This window comes from Actinomycetospora corticicola (assembly GCF_013409505.1).
GTDB classification, from domain to species: Bacteria; Actinomycetota; Actinomycetes; order Mycobacteriales; family Pseudonocardiaceae; genus Actinomycetospora; species Actinomycetospora corticicola.
On record NZ_JACCBN010000001.1, the window covers coordinates 4,557,690 to 4,574,725 of the forward strand.

At 74.0% G+C, this 17,036-nt stretch carries 19 protein-coding genes; 8 read left to right on the forward strand and 11 right to left on the reverse strand.

Annotated features, from left to right (window positions below):
• Positions 1-34 precede the first annotated feature (34 nt).
• The 5 genes from BJ983_RS22175 to BJ983_RS22195 form a co-directional block, all read right to left on the reverse strand.
• Positions 35-781 (reverse strand): IclR family transcriptional regulator, encoded by a 747-nt coding sequence (locus tag BJ983_RS22175; RefSeq protein ID WP_179795796.1) that lies wholly within the window; start codon positions 779-781, stop codon positions 35-37.
• On the reverse strand, positions 781-1,950 hold the full coding sequence (locus BJ983_RS22180; RefSeq protein WP_179795797.1) for an MFS transporter: 1,170 nt from the start codon (positions 1,948-1,950) through the stop codon (positions 781-783). The genes BJ983_RS22175 and BJ983_RS22180 overlap by 1 nt, the downstream gene beginning before the upstream one ends.
• A gap of 28 nt (positions 1,951-1,978) precedes the next feature.
• Positions 1,979-2,389: a VOC family protein gene (locus BJ983_RS22185; RefSeq protein WP_179795798.1), complete on the reverse strand. Its 411-nt coding sequence runs from the start codon at positions 2,387-2,389 to the stop codon at positions 1,979-1,981.
• A gap of 202 nt (positions 2,390-2,591) precedes the next feature.
• Positions 2,592-2,999 carry a VOC family protein gene (locus BJ983_RS22190; RefSeq protein ID WP_179795799.1) on the reverse strand — a complete coding sequence of 136 codons (408 nt, stop codon included), beginning with the start codon at positions 2,997-2,999 and terminating at the stop codon, positions 2,592-2,594.
• Positions 3,000-3,044: 45 nt separating this feature from the next.
• Positions 3,045-3,845 (reverse strand): helix-turn-helix domain-containing protein, encoded by an 801-nt coding sequence (locus tag BJ983_RS22195; protein WP_179795800.1) that lies wholly within the window; start codon positions 3,843-3,845, stop codon positions 3,045-3,047.
• A gap of 29 nt (positions 3,846-3,874) precedes the next feature.
• Between BJ983_RS22195 and BJ983_RS22200 the strand changes: the two genes are divergently transcribed.
• Positions 3,875-5,146: an amidase family protein gene (locus BJ983_RS22200; RefSeq protein ID WP_179795801.1), complete on the forward strand. Its 1,272-nt coding sequence runs from the start codon at positions 3,875-3,877 to the stop codon at positions 5,144-5,146.
• A gap of 9 nt (positions 5,147-5,155) precedes the next feature.
• Here the strand turns inward: BJ983_RS22200 and BJ983_RS22205 are convergent, their stop codons facing one another.
• Positions 5,156-5,527 (reverse strand): thiol-disulfide oxidoreductase DCC family protein, encoded by a 372-nt coding sequence (locus BJ983_RS22205; RefSeq protein ID WP_246325634.1) that lies wholly within the window; start codon positions 5,525-5,527, stop codon positions 5,156-5,158.
• 54 nt (positions 5,528-5,581) lie between these two features.
• Between BJ983_RS22205 and BJ983_RS22210 the strand changes: the two genes are divergently transcribed.
• A complete protein-coding gene (locus BJ983_RS22210; RefSeq protein WP_179795803.1) occupies positions 5,582-7,054 on the forward strand; it encodes a flavin-containing monooxygenase in 1,473 nt (490 codons plus the stop codon).
• Between the two features lie 28 nt (positions 7,055-7,082).
• Here the strand turns inward: BJ983_RS22210 and budC are convergent, their stop codons facing one another.
• A complete protein-coding gene (budC, locus tag BJ983_RS22215) occupies positions 7,083-7,847 on the reverse strand; it encodes a meso-2,3-butanediol dehydrogenase (protein WP_179795804.1) in 765 nt (254 codons plus the stop codon).
• A 192-nt stretch (positions 7,848-8,039) separates the two neighbouring features.
• Here budC and map point away from each other — a divergent pair, with 192 nt between their 5' ends.
• Positions 8,040-8,822, forward strand: a complete 783-nt coding sequence (map, locus tag BJ983_RS22220; RefSeq protein WP_343054300.1) for a type I methionyl aminopeptidase — start codon at positions 8,040-8,042, stop codon at positions 8,820-8,822.
• A complete protein-coding gene (locus BJ983_RS22225) occupies positions 8,819-9,688 on the forward strand; it encodes an MBL fold metallo-hydrolase (RefSeq protein WP_179795805.1) in 870 nt (289 codons plus the stop codon). Before map ends, BJ983_RS22225 begins: the two co-directional genes overlap by 4 nt.
• A 7-nt stretch (positions 9,689-9,695) precedes the next feature.
• Here BJ983_RS22225 and BJ983_RS22230 read toward each other — a convergent pair whose 3' ends face one another.
• Entirely contained in the window at positions 9,696-10,262 is a 567-nt protein-coding gene (locus BJ983_RS22230) for a hypothetical protein (RefSeq protein ID WP_179795806.1), read from the reverse strand.
• A gap of 92 nt (positions 10,263-10,354) precedes the next feature.
• Here BJ983_RS22230 and BJ983_RS22235 point away from each other — a divergent pair, with 92 nt between their 5' ends.
• Positions 10,355-10,870 (forward strand): ester cyclase, encoded by a 516-nt coding sequence (locus BJ983_RS22235; RefSeq protein WP_179795807.1) that lies wholly within the window; start codon positions 10,355-10,357, stop codon positions 10,868-10,870.
• A gap of 58 nt (positions 10,871-10,928) precedes the next feature.
• Here the strand turns inward: BJ983_RS22235 and BJ983_RS22240 are convergent, their stop codons facing one another.
• From BJ983_RS22240 to BJ983_RS22250, 3 genes are all read right to left on the reverse strand, one after another.
• Positions 10,929-11,156: a helix-turn-helix domain-containing protein gene (locus tag BJ983_RS22240; protein WP_179795808.1), complete on the reverse strand. Its 228-nt coding sequence runs from the start codon at positions 11,154-11,156 to the stop codon at positions 10,929-10,931.
• Between the two features lie 139 nt (positions 11,157-11,295).
• Positions 11,296-12,024 carry an MT-A70 family methyltransferase gene (locus BJ983_RS22245; protein WP_343054301.1) on the reverse strand — a complete coding sequence of 243 codons (729 nt, stop codon included), beginning with the start codon at positions 12,022-12,024 and terminating at the stop codon, positions 11,296-11,298.
• A gap of 53 nt (positions 12,025-12,077) precedes the next feature.
• Positions 12,078-12,854, reverse strand: a complete 777-nt coding sequence (locus tag BJ983_RS22250) for a BglII/BstYI family type II restriction endonuclease (RefSeq protein WP_179795809.1) — start codon at positions 12,852-12,854, stop codon at positions 12,078-12,080.
• A 68-nt stretch (positions 12,855-12,922) separates the two neighbouring features.
• Here BJ983_RS22250 and BJ983_RS22255 point away from each other — a divergent pair, with 68 nt between their 5' ends.
• From BJ983_RS22255 to BJ983_RS22265, 3 genes are all read left to right on the forward strand, one after another.
• Complete coding sequence (locus BJ983_RS22255; protein ID WP_218890405.1) at positions 12,923-14,443, forward strand: ArnT family glycosyltransferase; 1,521 nt, start codon at positions 12,923-12,925, stop codon at positions 14,441-14,443.
• A gap of 180 nt (positions 14,444-14,623) precedes the next feature.
• The gene (locus BJ983_RS22260) at positions 14,624-14,959 is read left to right on the forward strand and encodes a hypothetical protein (protein WP_179795810.1); all 336 of its coding nucleotides are present in this window, start codon (positions 14,624-14,626) and stop codon (positions 14,957-14,959) included.
• Complete coding sequence (locus BJ983_RS22265; RefSeq protein ID WP_179795811.1) at positions 14,952-17,021, forward strand: hypothetical protein; 2,070 nt, start codon at positions 14,952-14,954, stop codon at positions 17,019-17,021. The genes BJ983_RS22260 and BJ983_RS22265 overlap by 8 nt, the downstream gene beginning before the upstream one ends.
• Positions 17,022-17,036: the final 15 nt, after the last annotated feature.

The following is a 17,036-nucleotide window of genomic DNA, read 5'->3' on the forward strand; positions in this document are numbered from 1 at the left end:
GTAGCCCCCGACCGTTGAATGGGCGGACCCGGCGTCAGGAAGTCCCCAGCCGGGCGCGGATGCGCCGGGCCGCCTCGGTCAGCGCGGGCACGGTGCGCGCGGCCTCGCCGTCGTTCGGCACCACGACCGACACCGCGGCGACCACGTGCCCCCCGGGGTCGCGGACGGGCACGGCGACGCCGGTGGCGTCGAGGTGGATGTAGCCGGGGCAGAGGGCCACGCCGCGATCGCGGACCTCGGCGAGCCGGGCCCGCAGCACGCCGGCGTCGGTGATCGTGTTCCGCGTGAAACCGGCCAACGGGCGCGCGAGGACGCGCTCCTGCAGCGTGGTCGAGGCGAAGGCGAGCAGCACCAGTCCCGACGACGAGGCGTGCAGCGGGAGCCGGGCGGCGATCCGGGTCAGGTTGATCACCGCGTGGTCGGCGGAGAGCCGTTCGACGAAGAGCACCTCGTCGCCGTCGAGCACCCCGAGCTGGGCGTGCTGGGCGATCGTGCGGTGCAGGTCCTCCAGCACCGGCATCGCGGTCTCGCGCAGCGAGAGAAAGGACGACGCCCGGGCCGCGAGCTCCCACAGGCGGGTGCCCACCCGCAGCCGCCGGTCGTCCCGCACGAGCAGCCCGTGCCCGACCAGCTCCGCGACCAGCCGGGACGCCGTCGCGGGCGGGAGGTCGGCCCGCCGGGCGATCTCGGTGACGGCGAGCGCCGGCGCCTCGGGCGTGAAGCACTCCAGGATGCGGACGATCCGCTCGAGCACCGACTCGCCGGAGTCGGACCGCGCCATCAGACGGTGCGGCGGCGGACCCGGAGCCCGCCGAACGCGGTGAGCGCGACCAGCACCGCGATCCCGAGGAACCCGCCGCCCAGCCCGAACGCGGCGGCGAGCACGCCGGTGAGGAACGGCCCGCCCGCCTCGCCGATCTCGCGGCCGATCTCCGCCGATCCCATCGTCTGCCCGATGCGCTCGGGCGGGCTCCACGCGGCCAGCACGGCGAACGCGACCGGGGTGATCACGGCGGTCCCCAGCCCGATGACCGCCGCCGCGACGAGCAGACCGACGAGGTGTCCGACCACGGCGGGGACGGCCAGCCCGACGGCGGTGAGGAGGGTCCCGACGACGAGGGCGGTGCGGTCGGGCAGCCGGCCCGCGTCGCGAATCCGGCCGACGATCGGCTGGCTCACGGCGGCGACGACGGCGAGCACGGAGACCGCGGCGCCGGTCGCGACCGGGGAGAGTCCGTCGGAGGCCCCGACCAGCGGCAGGAAGCCCACCCCGCAGGAGAGCGCGGCGGCGCTGGAGGCCAACGCGAGGGTGGGCGGGAGGAAGCCGGGGTCGGCGAGTCCCCGCAGGGCCTGCCCGAGACCCTGACGGCGACGGGGGAGCGGCGGCGGGTCGGGCACCAGGATCACGGCCCAGACGAACACCGCGATCGCGAGAACGGTCAGCACCGTGAACAGCAGCGGGTAGCCGCCGGCGGCGACGAGGACGCCCCCGAGCAGCGGACCCGCCGTGTACCCGAGGCCCTTCCAGGCGCCGTACCCGCCGAAGGCGCGGCCCTGCCCCGTCGACGGGGCGATCCGGCCGATGAGCGCCCCGGCGGACGGGGAGAACGCGGCGGCGGCCGCACCCTGCGCGAAGCGGGCCAGTCCGAGCAGCGCGGGGTTGCCCACGAGCACGAACGCCGCGGAGGCGAGGGCGAAGCCGAACAGCCCGCCGAGCAGCACCGGCCGCAGGCCCACGCGGTCGGCGAGGGCGCCGAAGACCGGCTTGAGCACGATCTCGGCGCCGTCGTAGAGCGCGAGCAGGATGCCGAGGGTGACGAGCTGTTCGCCGAGGTCGCCGGTGAACCCGAGATTGGCCGCGATGCCGTGCGACCCGAAGGCGGTGACGAACCCGGCCGCGTAGAGGGGCAGGATCGCCCCGCGCGACGCGGTGCCGGCTGCTTCGCTCACACCCCCATCACACCAGGAACCCGGACCGTCAGTCCCGCGGCTGCGCGATGTTGACCAGCCAGGTCACCCCGAACCGGTCGGTGCACTGCCCGAACTCGTCGCCCCACATCTGCTTCTCCAGCGGTACCGACACGGTGCCGCCGTCGGACAGTCGGGCGAACCAGTCGCGCAGTCGGTCGCCGTCGTCGCCGGAGAGGCTCACCGAGACCGAGGAGCCGGAGGGCCGGTCCATGCCGGGCGGGGTGTCGGAGGCCATCAGCACGAGGCCCTGCTCGGTCTCCAGTTGCGCGTGCATGACGCCGGTGGCCTCGGGTCCCTCGGCGCCCATGTCACCGAAGGTCATCACGTTCAGCGTGCCGCCGAGGACGTCCCGGTAGTGCTCCATGGCGTCGCGGGCGGAGTCGGCGAAGTGCAGGTAGGGGTTGAGGTGGATGCCCATGGAGGGATGTTAGCCAGATCACAGCGGGTGGTGGACGCCCGACGCGGCGTGGTCGCCCGGTCCGCCTCCACCGGCACGACGAGCGTCGCCGAGGCGGGGGCGGGGCCGGACGAGGCCTGGCGCAGCAGGGCGAACTCCACCGCGGCGGCCGCCAGGACGAGGACGACCGCCATCGCCACCAGGACGGGCGTGCTCCGGCGCCTCACATGGTCAGTATGCCCGGTTCGTCCCATCGGAGACCCGGCGCGGTCGGGCGATACGTACCGAACGACCAGCGGTTCCCCTCGGCGTCCCGCACGGCGAACTCCCGCGAGCCGTAGTCCTGGTCGGTGAGCTCCTGCACGACGTCGCCACCGGCCGCCACGACGCGGGCGTGGTGGGAATCCGGGTCGTCGAGCACGAGGTAGGTGACGGCGCGCCCGGTGTCCCAGGGGTCGTCGGCCGTGCGGGGGCCGAGCAGCACGGCGCCGTCGCCCCAGAACAGCTCGGCGTGTCCGGGGGAGACGTGGCCGGCGGTCAGACCCAGGACCTCGGTGAGCCACCGGGCCAGGGCGAGGACGTCGTCGGAGCGGAGCGTCACGCAGATCATGCGCACGATGGTCGGGCGCACGACCCGACGGTGTCTTGGACGTCGGGGACCTCGATCGTCCTGGGCTCAGCCGTGCTCGACCTCGGCGGGGTCCACCGCGACCGTGCTCCACCCGAGCCGGTACGCCGTCGGGGAGCAGCCGGCGAGAGCCGCGAACTCCCGGTCGAGGTGCGCGTGGTCGGCGAACCCGCAGGCGGCCGCGACGTCCGCGACGGAGGACGGGACCGCGGGCGTCCCCGGCGGGGGGACGAGCAGGTCCGCGGCCCGACGGAACCGCAGCACGCGGCCCGCCGTCGTGGGGGACAGCCCGACCTGCGCGGAGAACCGGCGGGACAGGTGGCGTCGGCTCCACCCGACCTCGTCGGCCAGCGCCGCGACCGGGGTGCGGCCCGACGACCGCTCCAGGCGCCACCACGCCCGGGCGACCTCGGCGTCGGCGCCGCGGCCCGACGTCGCGAGCCGACCCTCGAGGACGGCGACCACCGCGGCCAGCCGGGCCGACCACGACGGCAGGTCGGCCAGCCGCCCGGGCAGTCGGGCGAGCTCCGGGTCGAGTTCGTCGAGGGCGACGAGGCCCGGGAGGGCGACCCCGAACAGCCGGAACGCGCCCAGCGGCGTCAGGTCGGCCTGCACGCCGGCCTGGTGTCCGGCGAACTCGGTGAGCGCGGCGGCGTCGGTGAGGCCGCCGACGAACGCCGCGCGTCCGGTGCCGTCCACGCGCAGCGGATCGGCGAGCCCGACGACCAGCGTGCAGGTCGACGTCGGGGCCTGCCGCCGCCGGACCACCGTCGCCGAGACCTCGTCGTAGGCCACCAACCGCCGCACCACCCCGCGCAACGACGGCGGGACGACGGCGAGGCGGAACATCCGGTGATGATGCCGCTAGCGTGCCGCCCGTGTCCGCCCCCGATGAGGTTCGCACCGCCGTCCGCAGCGCGATCCGTCGTGCGCACGAGACGCAACCGACGCTCAACGCCTTCGTCTCGATCGTCGAGGACCCGCCCTCGCCCGGGCCGGGAGCGTCGCCGCTGCAGGGGCTGCCGATCGCGATCAAGGACGACGTCGGCGTGGCCGGGGAGGTGACCGGCCGGGGCAGCCGGGCCTTCACGACGCCGGAGGCGGCCGACGACTCCTTCCTGGCCGCGATCCGCCGGGCCGGGATGGTGCCGATCGGACGCACCACGCTCCCCGAACTGGCGGCCTTCGGCGTCACCGACTCCGCCGCGCGGGGCGTCACCCGCAACCCGCTCGCCCTCGGGCACACCCCGGGCGGGTCATCGGGCGGGTCGGCGGCGGCCGTCGCGGCCGGGGTCGTGGACCTCGCGACGGCGAGCGACGGGGCCGGGTCGATCCGCATCCCGGCGGCCTGCTGCGGGCTGCCGGGCTTCAAGCCGACGACGGGGACGATGCCGGGGCCCGGGGGCTGGCGCGGCCTCGCGACGGTCGGGTGCCTCACCCGGGAGCTGGCGCTCGCGGCGTCGTTCTACGACGCCGTCGGGTCCTTCGGCACCTCGCTGCGGGACGCGCTCGACGTCGAGCCGGGCCGGCTGCGCGTCGGCGTGGCCGTCGACCCGCTCCCCGTGGCGCCGCCGCTGCCGCTCGACCCGTACGTCGGTGGCGCGGTCCGGCTCGTCGCCGACCGGCTCGCCGCGGCCGGACACCGCGTCGTCCCCGTGCGGATGCGGCCCGACCGCGCCCGGGCGGCCGCGCTCGCCGTCGTGACGCGGATGCTGCGGGGGCTCGCGGACGCGGCGGCCGGGGCCGACCACCCGGAGCGCCTCGAGCCGCGGATCGCCGACCTCGTCCGGGCCGGTTCGCTGATCCCCGAGTCGGTGGCGGCGGCCGCGCAGGCCCACGGGCAGCGGCTCGGCGACCGGCTGCTCGACCAGCTCGGGGACGTCGACGTGCTGCTCACCCCGACGATGCGGGGGACCGCGCCGCTGGTCGACCGGTGGGGCGGCCCGGACCGCAACGGCCTGCTGACCCTCACCGCGATGGGCCGCTTCTACGGGCACACCCCCCTCTACAACCACACCGGGCAGCCCGCGGTCACCCTCCCCGTGGACACCGGAGCGCCCCTTCCCGCCGCGGTGCAGCTGGCGGCGGCCCCGAGGCGCGACGCCCTGCTGATGGCCGTGGCGGGGCAGGTGCAGCGGGCCCTGCGCTGACCTCGGTGCCTACCGGCCGGCGCACTCCGTCGGGTGGGACTCGCAGTAGGGCGTCATCCCCGGGAAGCGGCCGCGGTGGTCGGCGACCCACTGGTAGACGCGCTCCTGGAGCCCCGCCGTCGCGCGGTAGACCGTCGACGGCAGCCGCGTCCCGGTCACGGTGTCGAGCACCGCGTTGACCGCCGCGGCGCCCTCGAGGCGCACGCCGTCGGGCCCCCGCCACTGCACGGCCTCCGCGCAGGTCGCGGCGTCGGTGCCGATCGACTCGGGCACGCCCGGCTCCTGGTAGGGCCGCTGCTCGATGCGGCCACGGCGGTCCAGCGCGCGGACCCAGCCGACGCTGCGGGTGCAGAAGCCGCACCGGCCGTCGAAAACGAGCAAACCAGCGCGGCAGGGATCCGGCGGAGTCATGACTCCCAGGTTAGGTTCCCCGGCATGACCAGGCGCGTGGTGATCATCGGAGCGGGGTTCGGTGGGATCGGGGCAGCCATCGAGCTGCGGGCCCACGGCTACACGGACGTGACGATCCTCGACGCCGCGCCCGGCATCGGCGGAACGTGGCTCGCGAACACCTATCCCGGCGCGGCCTGCGACGTGCCGAGCCACCTGTACTCGTACTCGTTCGCGCAGAAGCGCTCCTGGTCGCGGCTCTGCTCCCCGCAGGAGGAGATCCTCGAGTACCTGCGCAACGTGGCCCGCGAGCACTCGGTGGACCAGCTCGTCCGGCCGAACACCAAGGTCACGGCCTGCCGCTGGGACGACGACGCCCGGCTGTGGCGCGTCGCGACCGAGCAGGGCGACGAGTACACCGCCGACGCCGTGGTGATCGCGACCGGCCAGCTCGCGCAGCCCTCGATCCCGAACATCCCGGGGCGCGAGGACTTCGCCGGGAAGGAGTTCCACTCGGCGGAGTGGGACCACGAGCACGACCTGACGGGCCGGAAGGTCGCCGTGATCGGCACGGGGGCGAGTGCCGTGCAGTTCGTGCCGGCGATCGCGCCCGTCGTCGGGAGGATGTCGGTGTTCCAGCGCACCGGGAACTGGTTCCTGCCGCGCAAGAACCTGCCCTACCCGCGGTCGGTCCAGCGGCTGATCAAGGCGCCCGGCGTGCAGAAGCTGCGGCGGTGGGGCCTCAAGCGGCTCTACCTCGAGTCGTTGACGCTCTCGATCCGCCACCCGCGGACCGTCGGGCCGGTGCTGAAGCTCAAGTCGCAGATCTTCATGCGGCACCAGCTGCGCGACCCCGAGGTGCGTCGCAAGGTCTGGCCCGACTACACCTTCGGGTGCAAGCGGGTGCTGTTCAGCTCCTACTGGCTGCCCGCGCTGCAGCGCGACAACGTCGAGGTCGTCACCGACTCGGTGGAGCGCATCGAGGCCGACGGCGTCCGGACGGCCGACGGCCGGCTGCACGAGGTCGACACCATCATCTGGGGCACGGGCTTCCGGACGACGAGCTTCATGTTCCCCATGGAGGTCGTCGGGCGGGAGGAGCGGTCGCTGCGCGAGGAGTGGGCGGACGGCCCGCACGCGCACCTGGGGATGACGGTGCCGGGCTTCCCGAACCTGTTCGTCATGTACGGCCCGAACACGAACACCTCGGGCGGGTCGATCATCGTCTACCTGGAGTCGCAGGCGCGGTACGTGCGCACGGCGTTGCAGGAGGCCGACCGTCGCGGGGCCGCGGCGGCGGATGTCCGCCCCGAGGTGGAGGCGGCGTCCGACGCCGAGGTCCAGGCACGGTTCGAGGGCACGGCCTGGCAGGCGTGCGACTCCTGGTACCGCGACGAGACCGGCCGGATCATCACCAACTGGCCCGGCTACATGCACGAGTACGAGAAGGCGACCGAGGCGATCGACCCGTCCGAGTACCTGTGGCTGGAGCCAGGTGAGCAGAAAGTGGGGTCATAGGCCCACTTTCTGCTCACGTGAGCTTCGCTCACATGCGTGGCTGGCCGTTCGAGGCGCCCAGCCCGCCGTCGACCGGGACGTGCGCCCCGGAGACGAAGCGGGCGTCGTCGCTGGCGAGGAAGGCGATGACATCGCCGACCTCGGCCGGCTCGGCGGGGCGCCCGAACGGGATCCGGTCGCGGAACTTGTCCATGACCTCGTCGTCGGACCGGATCCCCTCGCTCATGTCCGTCGCGGTGAGCGAGGGGTGGACGGCGTTGACCCGCACGCCGTCGGGGCCGTGGTCGAGGGCCATGGCGTTGGTCAGGTTGACCACCGCGCCCTTGGCCGCGTTGTAGGCGGCCATGCCCCAGTCGCCGCCGAGGCCCGACACGGACCCGACGTTGACGATGCTGCCGCGGGTCGCCCTGAGGTGGTCGATCGCGGCCTTCGACGCGTAGAACACGCCGTCGACGTCGGTGGCCATCACCTCGCGCCAGGTCGCGGCGTCCAGGTCGGCGACGGTGCCGGGCCGGGCGATCGCCGCGTTGTTCACGAGCGTGTCGAGCCGGCCGTGCTCGCGGGCGACCTCGTCGACCAGGCGCGTGACCGCCTCCTGGTCGGAGGTGTCGCACGCCTTCGCGACGACCGTCGACCCGGCGGGCGCGTCGGCGACCGTCTTGTCGAGCTTGTCCTGCGACCGACCCGCGATGACGACGGTGGCGCCGTCGGCGGCGAACCGGTGCGCAGCGGCGGCGCCGATGCCGGAGCCCCCTCCGGTGATGATGACGACCTTGCCGGTGAAGCGACCCATGCGGGCCGGGTCCCCGGGGGCGCGCGGTGTCGAACGCGGTCACCCGTCACACCGCGGTTGTCCCCAGGGGTTGTCCACAGTGGGGACGAAATGACATCGGTGTGATTCATCCACAGGGTCCGTCCACAGTGTGGATGAACGACAGCGGTGTGATTCGCGCCGGGTCCCGGGACGCGGGCTACTGTCGCGTCGGTGAGACGACGCGAGACGATCGGGCTGAAGTCGCCCGCCGAGATCGAGCTGATGCGCGAGGCCGGCCGGGTCGTCGCGCGCTGCCTGGACGCGGTGCGGACCGCCAGCGCCCCCGGGGTCACGCTCAAGGAGCTCGACACCGTCGCGCACGACGTGATGAACGACCACGGCGCGAAGCCCGCGTTCCTCGACTACCACCCGCGCTTCGCACCGTCGCCCTACCCGGGCGTGATCTGCGCGAGCGTGAACGACGCGGTCGTCCACGCCATCCCCGGCTCCTACCGTCTGGTCGACGGCGATCTGGTCAGCATCGACATCGGCGCCTTCGTCGAGGGCTGGTGCGGCGACGCCGCCGTCAGCTACGTCGTGGGGGACGCCGACCCGGGCGACCTCGCGCTCATCGACGCCACCGAGCGGGCGCTGTACGCCGGCATCGCGGCGGCGCGGAAGGGCAACACGCTCGGCGACGTCGGGGCCGCCATCGCCGGGGTCGCGCGGCCGGAGGGCTACGGGATGCTCGCCGACCACGGCGGCCACGGCATCGGGCGCGCCATGCACGAGCAGCCGCACGTCCCCAACGAGGGGAAGCGCGGCAAGGGCATGAAGCTCGTGCCCGGCCTCGTCATCGCCATCGAGCCGATGTTGCACCGCGGCGGCGAGGACGACTACCGCCACGACCCCGACGGCTGGACGCTGCGCACCGCCGACGGCAGCCGTGCCGCGCACGTCGAGCACACGGTGGCGATCACCCCGGACGGGCCGCGGATCCTCACCGAGCTGTGACCCCGCCCTGGTTCCACGTCCGCCCGGTCGCCCGGGACGTGTGGCTGGTGGCGGAGCCCTCGCACGTCAACTCGTGGCTGGTCGCGGGCCGCGACCGGGCCCTGCTCGTGGACACCGGGCTCGGGATCGTGCCGATCCGCCCGGTGATCGAGACGCTGTGCCCGCTTCCGGTCGACGTCGTGAACACGCATGCGCACGTCGATCACGTCGGCGGCAACGCCGAGTTCGACCGGGTCTCGGGTTCTCCCGTCCCGACGGCGGGGGTGGATCCGGCCGAGCGCGCGTCCTACCTCGGCTGGATGCGGGAGGTCCTCTCGGCGGCGCAGGCGTACCGGGAGCTCGACCACCGGTACTTCCACCTGCTCTCCGCCGACTCCGACCCGCGGCCGCTGCCCGAGGGCGTCGAGCGCTGGGTCGAACCCGGCCCGGCGTCGGGACCGGAGCCCGAGCCCCTGGCCGACGGCGACGCGATCGACCTCGGCGGCCGCACGCTGACCGTGCTCCACACCCCGGGCCACAGTCCCGACTCGCTCTGTCTGCTCGACGACCGCGACGGGGTGCTGTTCGCGGGCGACACCGTGAACACGGGACCGATCTACGCCCAGGCGCCGGAGTGCGACCTGTCGGCCTTCGCCCGCTCGACCGCACGACTGGCGGCGCTGGCGGACGACGTCTCGCTGGTCGCGATGTCGCACTTCGGCCGCGGGGTGGCGGAGCCGCGGTACCTGCACGAGGTCGCGGTGGCCTTCGAGCGGATCGTCGGGGACGACCCGGACGTGGTGTCCCGCCCGGCGCGGGACTGCACGGGTGACGTCGTGCGCGAGGCCGTCTTCGACGCGTGCTCGGTGTACCTGCCCGCCGGGTAGGGACGGGTCAGGACTGCGTCGCCCCCGCGCGCTCCCGGTGGGCGGTCTCCCAGTCGGAGTCGTCGCGTCCGGTGTCCTCGCCCGACCGGTGGTCGGGCCGGCGCCGCACGCCGCGGTTCTCCACCCGGTGCAGCTGCCCGTGGCCGTCGCGGCCCCAGTGCGTGCCGTGCGAGTCGGTGAACCGCATCTCGGGCACCGCCGGCGCCGAGTACAGCTCCTCGCGCGACACCTCGTCGGACCCGAAGGGCAGCGACCGCACCGCGTCGTGCGCCGGCGGCAGCAGGGCGAGCTCGACCGCGTGCTGGTCGTCGCTCGAGGGCAGCGAGAACAGGCACCGCACGTTGAAGACCGGCGAGTCCCCGCCGTTGTGCACGCAGAGGACGTAGTCCTCGTCGCGCTCGTGCCGCTCCCCGTCGTCGAGCCAGGCGGTGACGCCCTGCGCCTGCTGCTCCTGCCGGACCTCCACCGAGTCCTTCCGGTTCAGCAACATGATCCAGACGTAGGCGGCGAACCCGAGGAGGGAGCCGGCGCTGCCGATCGCGGACACCCACTGGGCCAGGGTCTGGGAGCTCATGGGCGCGCAGGTGCCCACTCGGGGGTCGGTCCATCCCTCACCGGTGGGCGGCCGTCGCGCGCCGCTCCGCGCAGGGTCCTAGGTTCCCTCCCATGTCGCCCAGCGCCGGTCCGCCCGCCCCCACCCCGCCCGGCCCCGACGCCACCCCCGGCGAGGTCGTGCGCTGGACCTTCGACGTGCTCAACACCCACACCGCGGCTCCCCTGCGGGCGGTGTGGACCAACGAGACGCGTGAGCGGATGCCGAGCGCCACCTACCGCGGTGCGGCCGAGATCGAGGGCTACTTCGAGGCCCTGTTCGCCGCCGTCCCCGACGTCACGCTCACGATGCAGGCCATGGCCGAGCAGGGTGAGGACGTGTTCGTGCGCTGGACGCTCACGGGGACGCACACCGGCGCCGCCCTCGAGGGTGTGGAGCCGACCGGCGCCCGCATCGACCTCGACGGCGTCGACCACTTCACGGTGCGCGCGGGGAAGGTCGTGTCGAACTTCGTCATCTTCGACCAGATGCAGTTCGCGCGTCAGCTCGGCCTGCTGCCCGCGGACGGCTCCCGGCTCGACGCGGGGCTCAAGTACGGCTTCAACCTGCTGACCCGGTTCCGCCGCTAGGACAGGTCACGCCGAGGCCCGTCTGGTCGTCCGGAGGGCGGGCCGGAGGGACGCGCGGCTACTCGGCCTTCTTGCGCGCGCGCCCGTGGGTCCCGCCGCGGCCGCGGAACTCGACGCCCGCATCCACCAGCAGTCGGCGGACCCGGCCGATGCTGTAGCCGGTGTCGGCGCAGATCTCGCGGATGCTGGCGCCCTTCTGGTAGCGCTTCAGCAGCTCGCCGGACAACTTCTCGCGCTCGGCGCCGGTCACCCGCTGGTTGCGCGCCAGGTCGGGGGTCTTCGTCATGCGCGCATTATCACCGTGAGTGGCCGCTGACCGCCAGAACTTGCTCGTACAGACCGGACAAGCGGTCGCTGCTGACGTCCGAACGACGGAACGTGCTCACCCTTGGTGCGTTGGAGTGACGCTTTGTGTCAAATCCGCGTCAGCTCGGCTCCGGCGGCGCCGAGCGGTAGGCCGGGTACTGCCGCCCGCGGGGCGTCACGTCCTCGGCCGCCTCCGCGCCCCAGACCGTCCAGCCCGGCCGCGGGTAGCGCGCGAACATCTCGAGGTACGGGCCCGGCGAGCACTCCTCGATGAGGTCGTAGGCCTCGTCGGGCTTGCGGGAGTGCTCGCGCTTCATCGTCTCGATCATGTTCACCTGCCGGCGCGCCGGCGGGAGCGTGCGCATCGACCCCCGCACACCGAACAGGATCAGCTCGGTGACGTTGCGGAAGTAGAAGCCGACCCCGCGCCCGTCGGGCCCGCCGTCCTTGCGGCGCTTGGCCCAGACGAGGTTCGAGACGTACCGGAAGCCCCACCCCTGCATCACCGCGAGGCCCTCGGGCAGCAGGGCGTTCGGCACCCACAGGTAGAGGTGCGCGTTGGCGGCGACCACGTCGGCCACCGGGAGGGCCGCGATCTCGGGCGCCGTCATCGTGTCGTACCGGTCGAGCCGGCGGTGCTCGGGCGCGACCTTCCCCGTGCGGTTGGTGAACCGCCACGGCGGGTCGGCGTACACGCACGGCCAGCCACCCTCGACCGTCGGCAGCGGCACGGCCTCGACCGGCGTGACGTCGGCCCGCAGCGGCTCGGCCCGGCGGGCGCGGCGCTCGACCGCGTCGGGCGAGGTCGCGGGCGGGGCGTCGAGGGTGTCGAGCGGTGGTGCGGTCACGGGCGGCACGGTAGCGAGGGGGTCCGACAGCCTCGGCCCGTCGTCGTGCGGGCTCACCCGGACCACCCCTCGAGCACCGGCTGATCCTCCCGGCGACCCGACCACCCGACCGGCACCGACCCGTCGTCGGGAACGAAGCACCGCGCACTGATCGCGACCGCCAGGAGCGGGCAGCCGCCCGCGTCCCCGCGCGTCATGCGCGACTCGAGCTTGCCGAGGTGCGTCGTCGTGGAGGTGGAGAACCGGCTGCGCACCTGCTCGTCGGACTGTCCCGCGGCGCGGGAGAGCCGCCGGGCGAGGTCGCGCAGGTCGTCGTGGGTGCGGGTGAGGAGCACCGCCCCGTCGATGAGGCCCGCGTCATAGAGGCTGCGGTAGGCGCCGATGTCGCGGTCGAGGTTGCCGTCCTTGGCGTTCCACTCGACGTCCAGCGCGACCCGCCCCTTGACGTTGTCGACCTTGTACCCCTCGTTGCGGACCTCGTCGGTCCGTTCGACGACCTCGTGCTCCCCGGCCGGGGCCCACGGCTGCACCTGCAGCACGGAGCGCACCACGGTGTCGACCCGGCCCTCGCGCCAGCCCCGGGAGCGGAAGTCGGTGTTGAGCCGCGCGGCCAGCTTCGACTCGTTCCCGCCGGCCTCGGTGAGGTCGACGGTGGTCAGGACGAAGGCGGCGAGCACGGCACAGAGCTCACCGAATTCCTCCGGTCCCGTGGCGGCCAGGATCGCCGCCGCGTTGCGGGTCTCGCGCAGCTCGTAGCGCTCCGCGAGGTCGGCCAGCACACCCAGTGAGCCACCCGGCACCGCCTGCGACCAGCTGTGCGTGAGCTCCACGGTCGGTCAGTCTCCCAGGTGGGCCACCCGCTACCGTCCCCGGACGGGGGCCGGACGGAGGGGTGGGCATGACGACGACACCCGCCCGCGGGACCGCGCTCCCGCCACTCACCGTCCGTCCTGCGGTGGCACCGTTCGCCCGACGTCCGGTGCTGCTGATCGCGGCGGCGGTCGCGCTCCTGCTCGGAGCCGTCTCGTCGCGCTACGGCTGGTTCGGCGACGAGTACTACTTCGTCTCGGCCGGCGCCCGCCCGAGCCTCGGGTACGCCGACCAGCCGCCGCTGCTCCCGCTGCTCGCGGCCCTCCTCGACCGCCTCGCGCCGGGGAACCTGGTCGTCCTGCGGCTCCCCGCGACCCTCCTGACCGCCGCCGGCACCGTCGTCGCGGCCCTCATCGCGCGGGAGTTCGGCGGTGGTCGTCGCGCCCAGGTGCTCGCGGCCGCCGTCACCGCGATCAGCCCGTACCTGCTCGCCACCGGCCACCTGCTCGCCACCTCGACCCTCGACCCGGTCTGCTGGGCCGTGGTGCTCTGGCTGCTCGCCCGGTGGATGCGTCAGCAGCGCGACGGTGCCGCGGACGACCGGCTGCTGGCCTGGCTCGGGCTGGCCGTCGCGGTGGCGCTGTTCGGCAAGGTGCTGATCGTCGTGCTGCTGGGCGCGGTACTGGTCGGGGTGGTCGTGTCCGGCCCGCGGCGGCTGCTCGGCCGACCGTGGTCGTGGGTCGGTCTCGGCCTCGCCGCCCTCACCACGATCCCGACCCTCGTCTGGCAGGCCACCCACGGCTGGCCCCAGCTGCGGATGGGCTCGGTCGTCGCGGGCGAGTCCGACCTCTTCGGCGACCGCTGGCAGTTCCTGCCGCGCGCGTTGTACTACGCCGGCGTGCTGCCGGGCGCGGTGCTCGTCGTGGTCGGGGTGTGGGCGCTGCTGCGGTACCCCCCGCTGCGGGCATGGCGCGCGCTCGGGTGGGCGTCGGTACTGGTCACCGCCGTCCTGCTCGCGGCGGGTGGGCGGCCCTACTACCTCTCCGGCCTCTACGCGCTGCTCATCGCGGCGGGGTCGGTGGCGGCCTGCTCGCTGCCTGCTTCCCGACGTCGGGCGTGGTGGCGGTGGGTGGTCCACCCGGCGGTGGTCGTCGTCGCGGCGGTGGTGACGGTGCTGTGGGTGCTGCCCTTCGGGCCGGCGTCGTGGCGGGCCACGTCCGAGTTCGAGACGATGGGCCAGGTCGGCTGGTCGGACTTCGCGGCCGGCGTCGCGCGGCAGTGGCGGGCGCTGCCGCCCGGGACGGTCGTCGTGGCCTACTCGTACTGGTACGCGAGCGCGCTGGAGCACGAGGGCCCGAGGTATGGGCTGCCGACGCCCGTGTACTCGACGCACCGCGGGTTCGGGTACTTCGACGTCCCGCCGGGCTCGGCCGACGCGCTGCTCGTGGGCGACGTGAAGTGGGCGCCGCGGTTCTGCTCCCGGTTGGTGCCGCTCCCCACCTACGTGGGGCCGCAGGTCACGCCGGTGAACGACCGGGTGCTGCTCGCCGTCTGCACGCCCTCGCGGCCCTGGTCGGAGGCGTGGCCATCGTTGCGGAACCTGGCCTGAGACGATCGTGACCCATTCGTGATGCTGTCGCCGGAGCCGGTCTGCGCTGCGCGAGTGGTACGTGAGACAGGTTCGCCGGGTTCGATGGCTGCCTGATGTCACCCTCGCGTCGCAGCCCTCTCGCGAGACCCCTTCTCGGGCCGGCCATGACTGTCGGGGGTTCGTACTAGTGTTCGAATCGTGGCGGTGGAAGCGGGATTCGCGGTCGGCGACGGGGTGTTCGACACCCCGTTGCCCGCCGTCCCGCTGAGCGACCCGCGCGAGTCGGTCGGGCAGGAGTGCGAGGCCGGGCTGGTGGCCTGGCAGGCGCGGTTGGTGCACGCGGAGTGGCGCAGGGCGTGCTGGATGCTCGAGACCGCCCGATCCCGGGCCGACACGCTGGAGCGCTGGCCGGAGCCGGATCCGCGGATCATCGCCGCGCGGTTGGGGTGGTCGGTGACGATGGCCGCCGCCCGGTTGGAGACCGCTCAGGGGGCTCTGGAACGCCTGCCCCGGCTCCGGGGTGGCGATGTGTGAGGGCTGGTTGGAGCACGCCAAGGCCGCGGTGTTCGTCTCCGGGCTGCGGGATGTCACCGACGAGCAGGCCGCGGTGGTGGTGGACCGGTTGATCGAGCAGGCCCCTCGTCTGGGGATGTTCGAGCTTCAGCAGCGGGTCGCCGCCGCGGTCAATGACGTCGACCCGCTCGGGGCGGAGAACCGACGCAATGCTGCGGTCGCCCGCAGCCGGGTCTCGACGCGGATCGCGCCGTCGGGCGCGGCGGAGATCCACGGCCTGGACTTGGACCCGTTGATGGCGGAGCCGGCGTTCGAGCGGATCGTCGCGGTCGCCGAGGAGGCGTTGGAGCGGTTGAAGGCCGCGGGTTCGTCGGTCGGGGCGGCGAAGGTGCAGGCCCAGGTGTACCTGCGGTTGCTGCACGGCTGCCCCGCCGGCTCCGACGACCTTGCGGTCGCCGCGCAGGTCGTTCTGGACCTCACTCCGACCCCGCCTGAGCAGGAGCCGATCGACCTCGACGACCTCCCCGACGACAGCCCTGACGACCCGGACGACGACGGCCCGGACGACGACGGCCCGGACGACGACGGCCCGGACGACGGCGGCCCGAACGACGGCCCGAACGACGGCGGCCCCGACGACAACTCGGCTGGCGCCAGCGAGGGCGGGTCGGACGACGGCCCGGACGACCGCGGACCTGGCGACGAGCCGGGTGGCCTGGACGACGCACCTCACGCCGGTCCTGTGGACGGCGGCCCGGGCGGCGCTGACGTTCGTGGCGGTGACGGCCCCGACGACGGTGCCTCCCGCCCTCACAGCTCCGGCCCTCACAGCTCCGGCCACGGCCGCTCGAGCAACGACGCCGGTGGGCCGGTTGTCGGCCCGAACGACAGCCGTCGCAAGGGCCCCACCGATCCTGGTCTTGGGCCGGAAGGTAACGCTGACGACCCTCGCGACTTCGGTGACGGGCATCCGGCGGACCGGGTGAACCCCCACGAAGCTGCGCCCGAGTGGTCCGGGCACCTGGGCACTCCCCCGGCGTCGGGTTCGGCTCGCGGGTGGCAACCCGGGGACCCCGAACCCGACCCACCGCCACCGGACACCCCCGATCCGCGGATCCCGACCACCGACCCGCCGCCGCCCCTGGCCGCGCGGCTGACCGAACGCGGCCTGGTGTTCTTCCCGGCGACGTTGCGCACCACGTGGGCGACCGTGCTCGGGCTCGAACGCGCCCACGGCCGCCTCCGCGCCGGCACGTTGACCGGGTGGGACGCCTACCGCGCCGCCTGGACCCGGACCTGTGCCCAGTGGCGGGTCCTGCTCTACAACGACATCGGTGCACTGCAATGGGTGCTGCTCGTGCGGCCGCCGCTTCAACCCGACGCCGACCCGCGATATCGCCGACAGGTCGTCGAACTCACCGCCCACACGCGCGAGGTCGACGCCCTCGACCTCGACGCTCCTGACGACGATGGATCACTGGTGGGGATCTGGGCCGAGCTGGCCCGCCGCACGAAGCGTGCCCTGGCCGCGGCCCGGGCCCGGCCACCCGAGGAACACCCGGCCGTCACCACCCGGGAAGCCGGGAACCGGTTCCCCGGAGCCGAGCTGACCCGCTGGATCCACGCCCGCGACCAGACCAGCCGCTTCCCCATGTCCACCGTGCCCGCCGTGGCCTGCCCCATCGACCACACCCACGACCACACCCTCGGCGGCCCCACCCAGGCCGACAACCTCGGCCCCCTCTCCGTCGGGGACCACCTCCGCAAACACGACCCGCTCTCCGGGTGGACCGTCCGCCAGACCCGCCCCGGCCGCTTCGTCTGGACCGCGCCGACCGGCACCCACCACGTCGTCGAACCCGACTCCTACCGGCCCCTCCGGCCCGTGGCCCGCGCCCTGTTCGACCACGGCATCACCGACATCCGCGCCGAACCCCGACCCCAGACACCGTGGCGGCCCCGCACCGACAAGCACGGCCACCTCACCGACGCCCAACAGGCCACCCTGCGCGACCTCGACCGCCGACAACGGCAGAAAGAACGACGACCCCCGAACCCCCTCGACGACGACCCACCCTTCTGACACGCCGATCCGTGC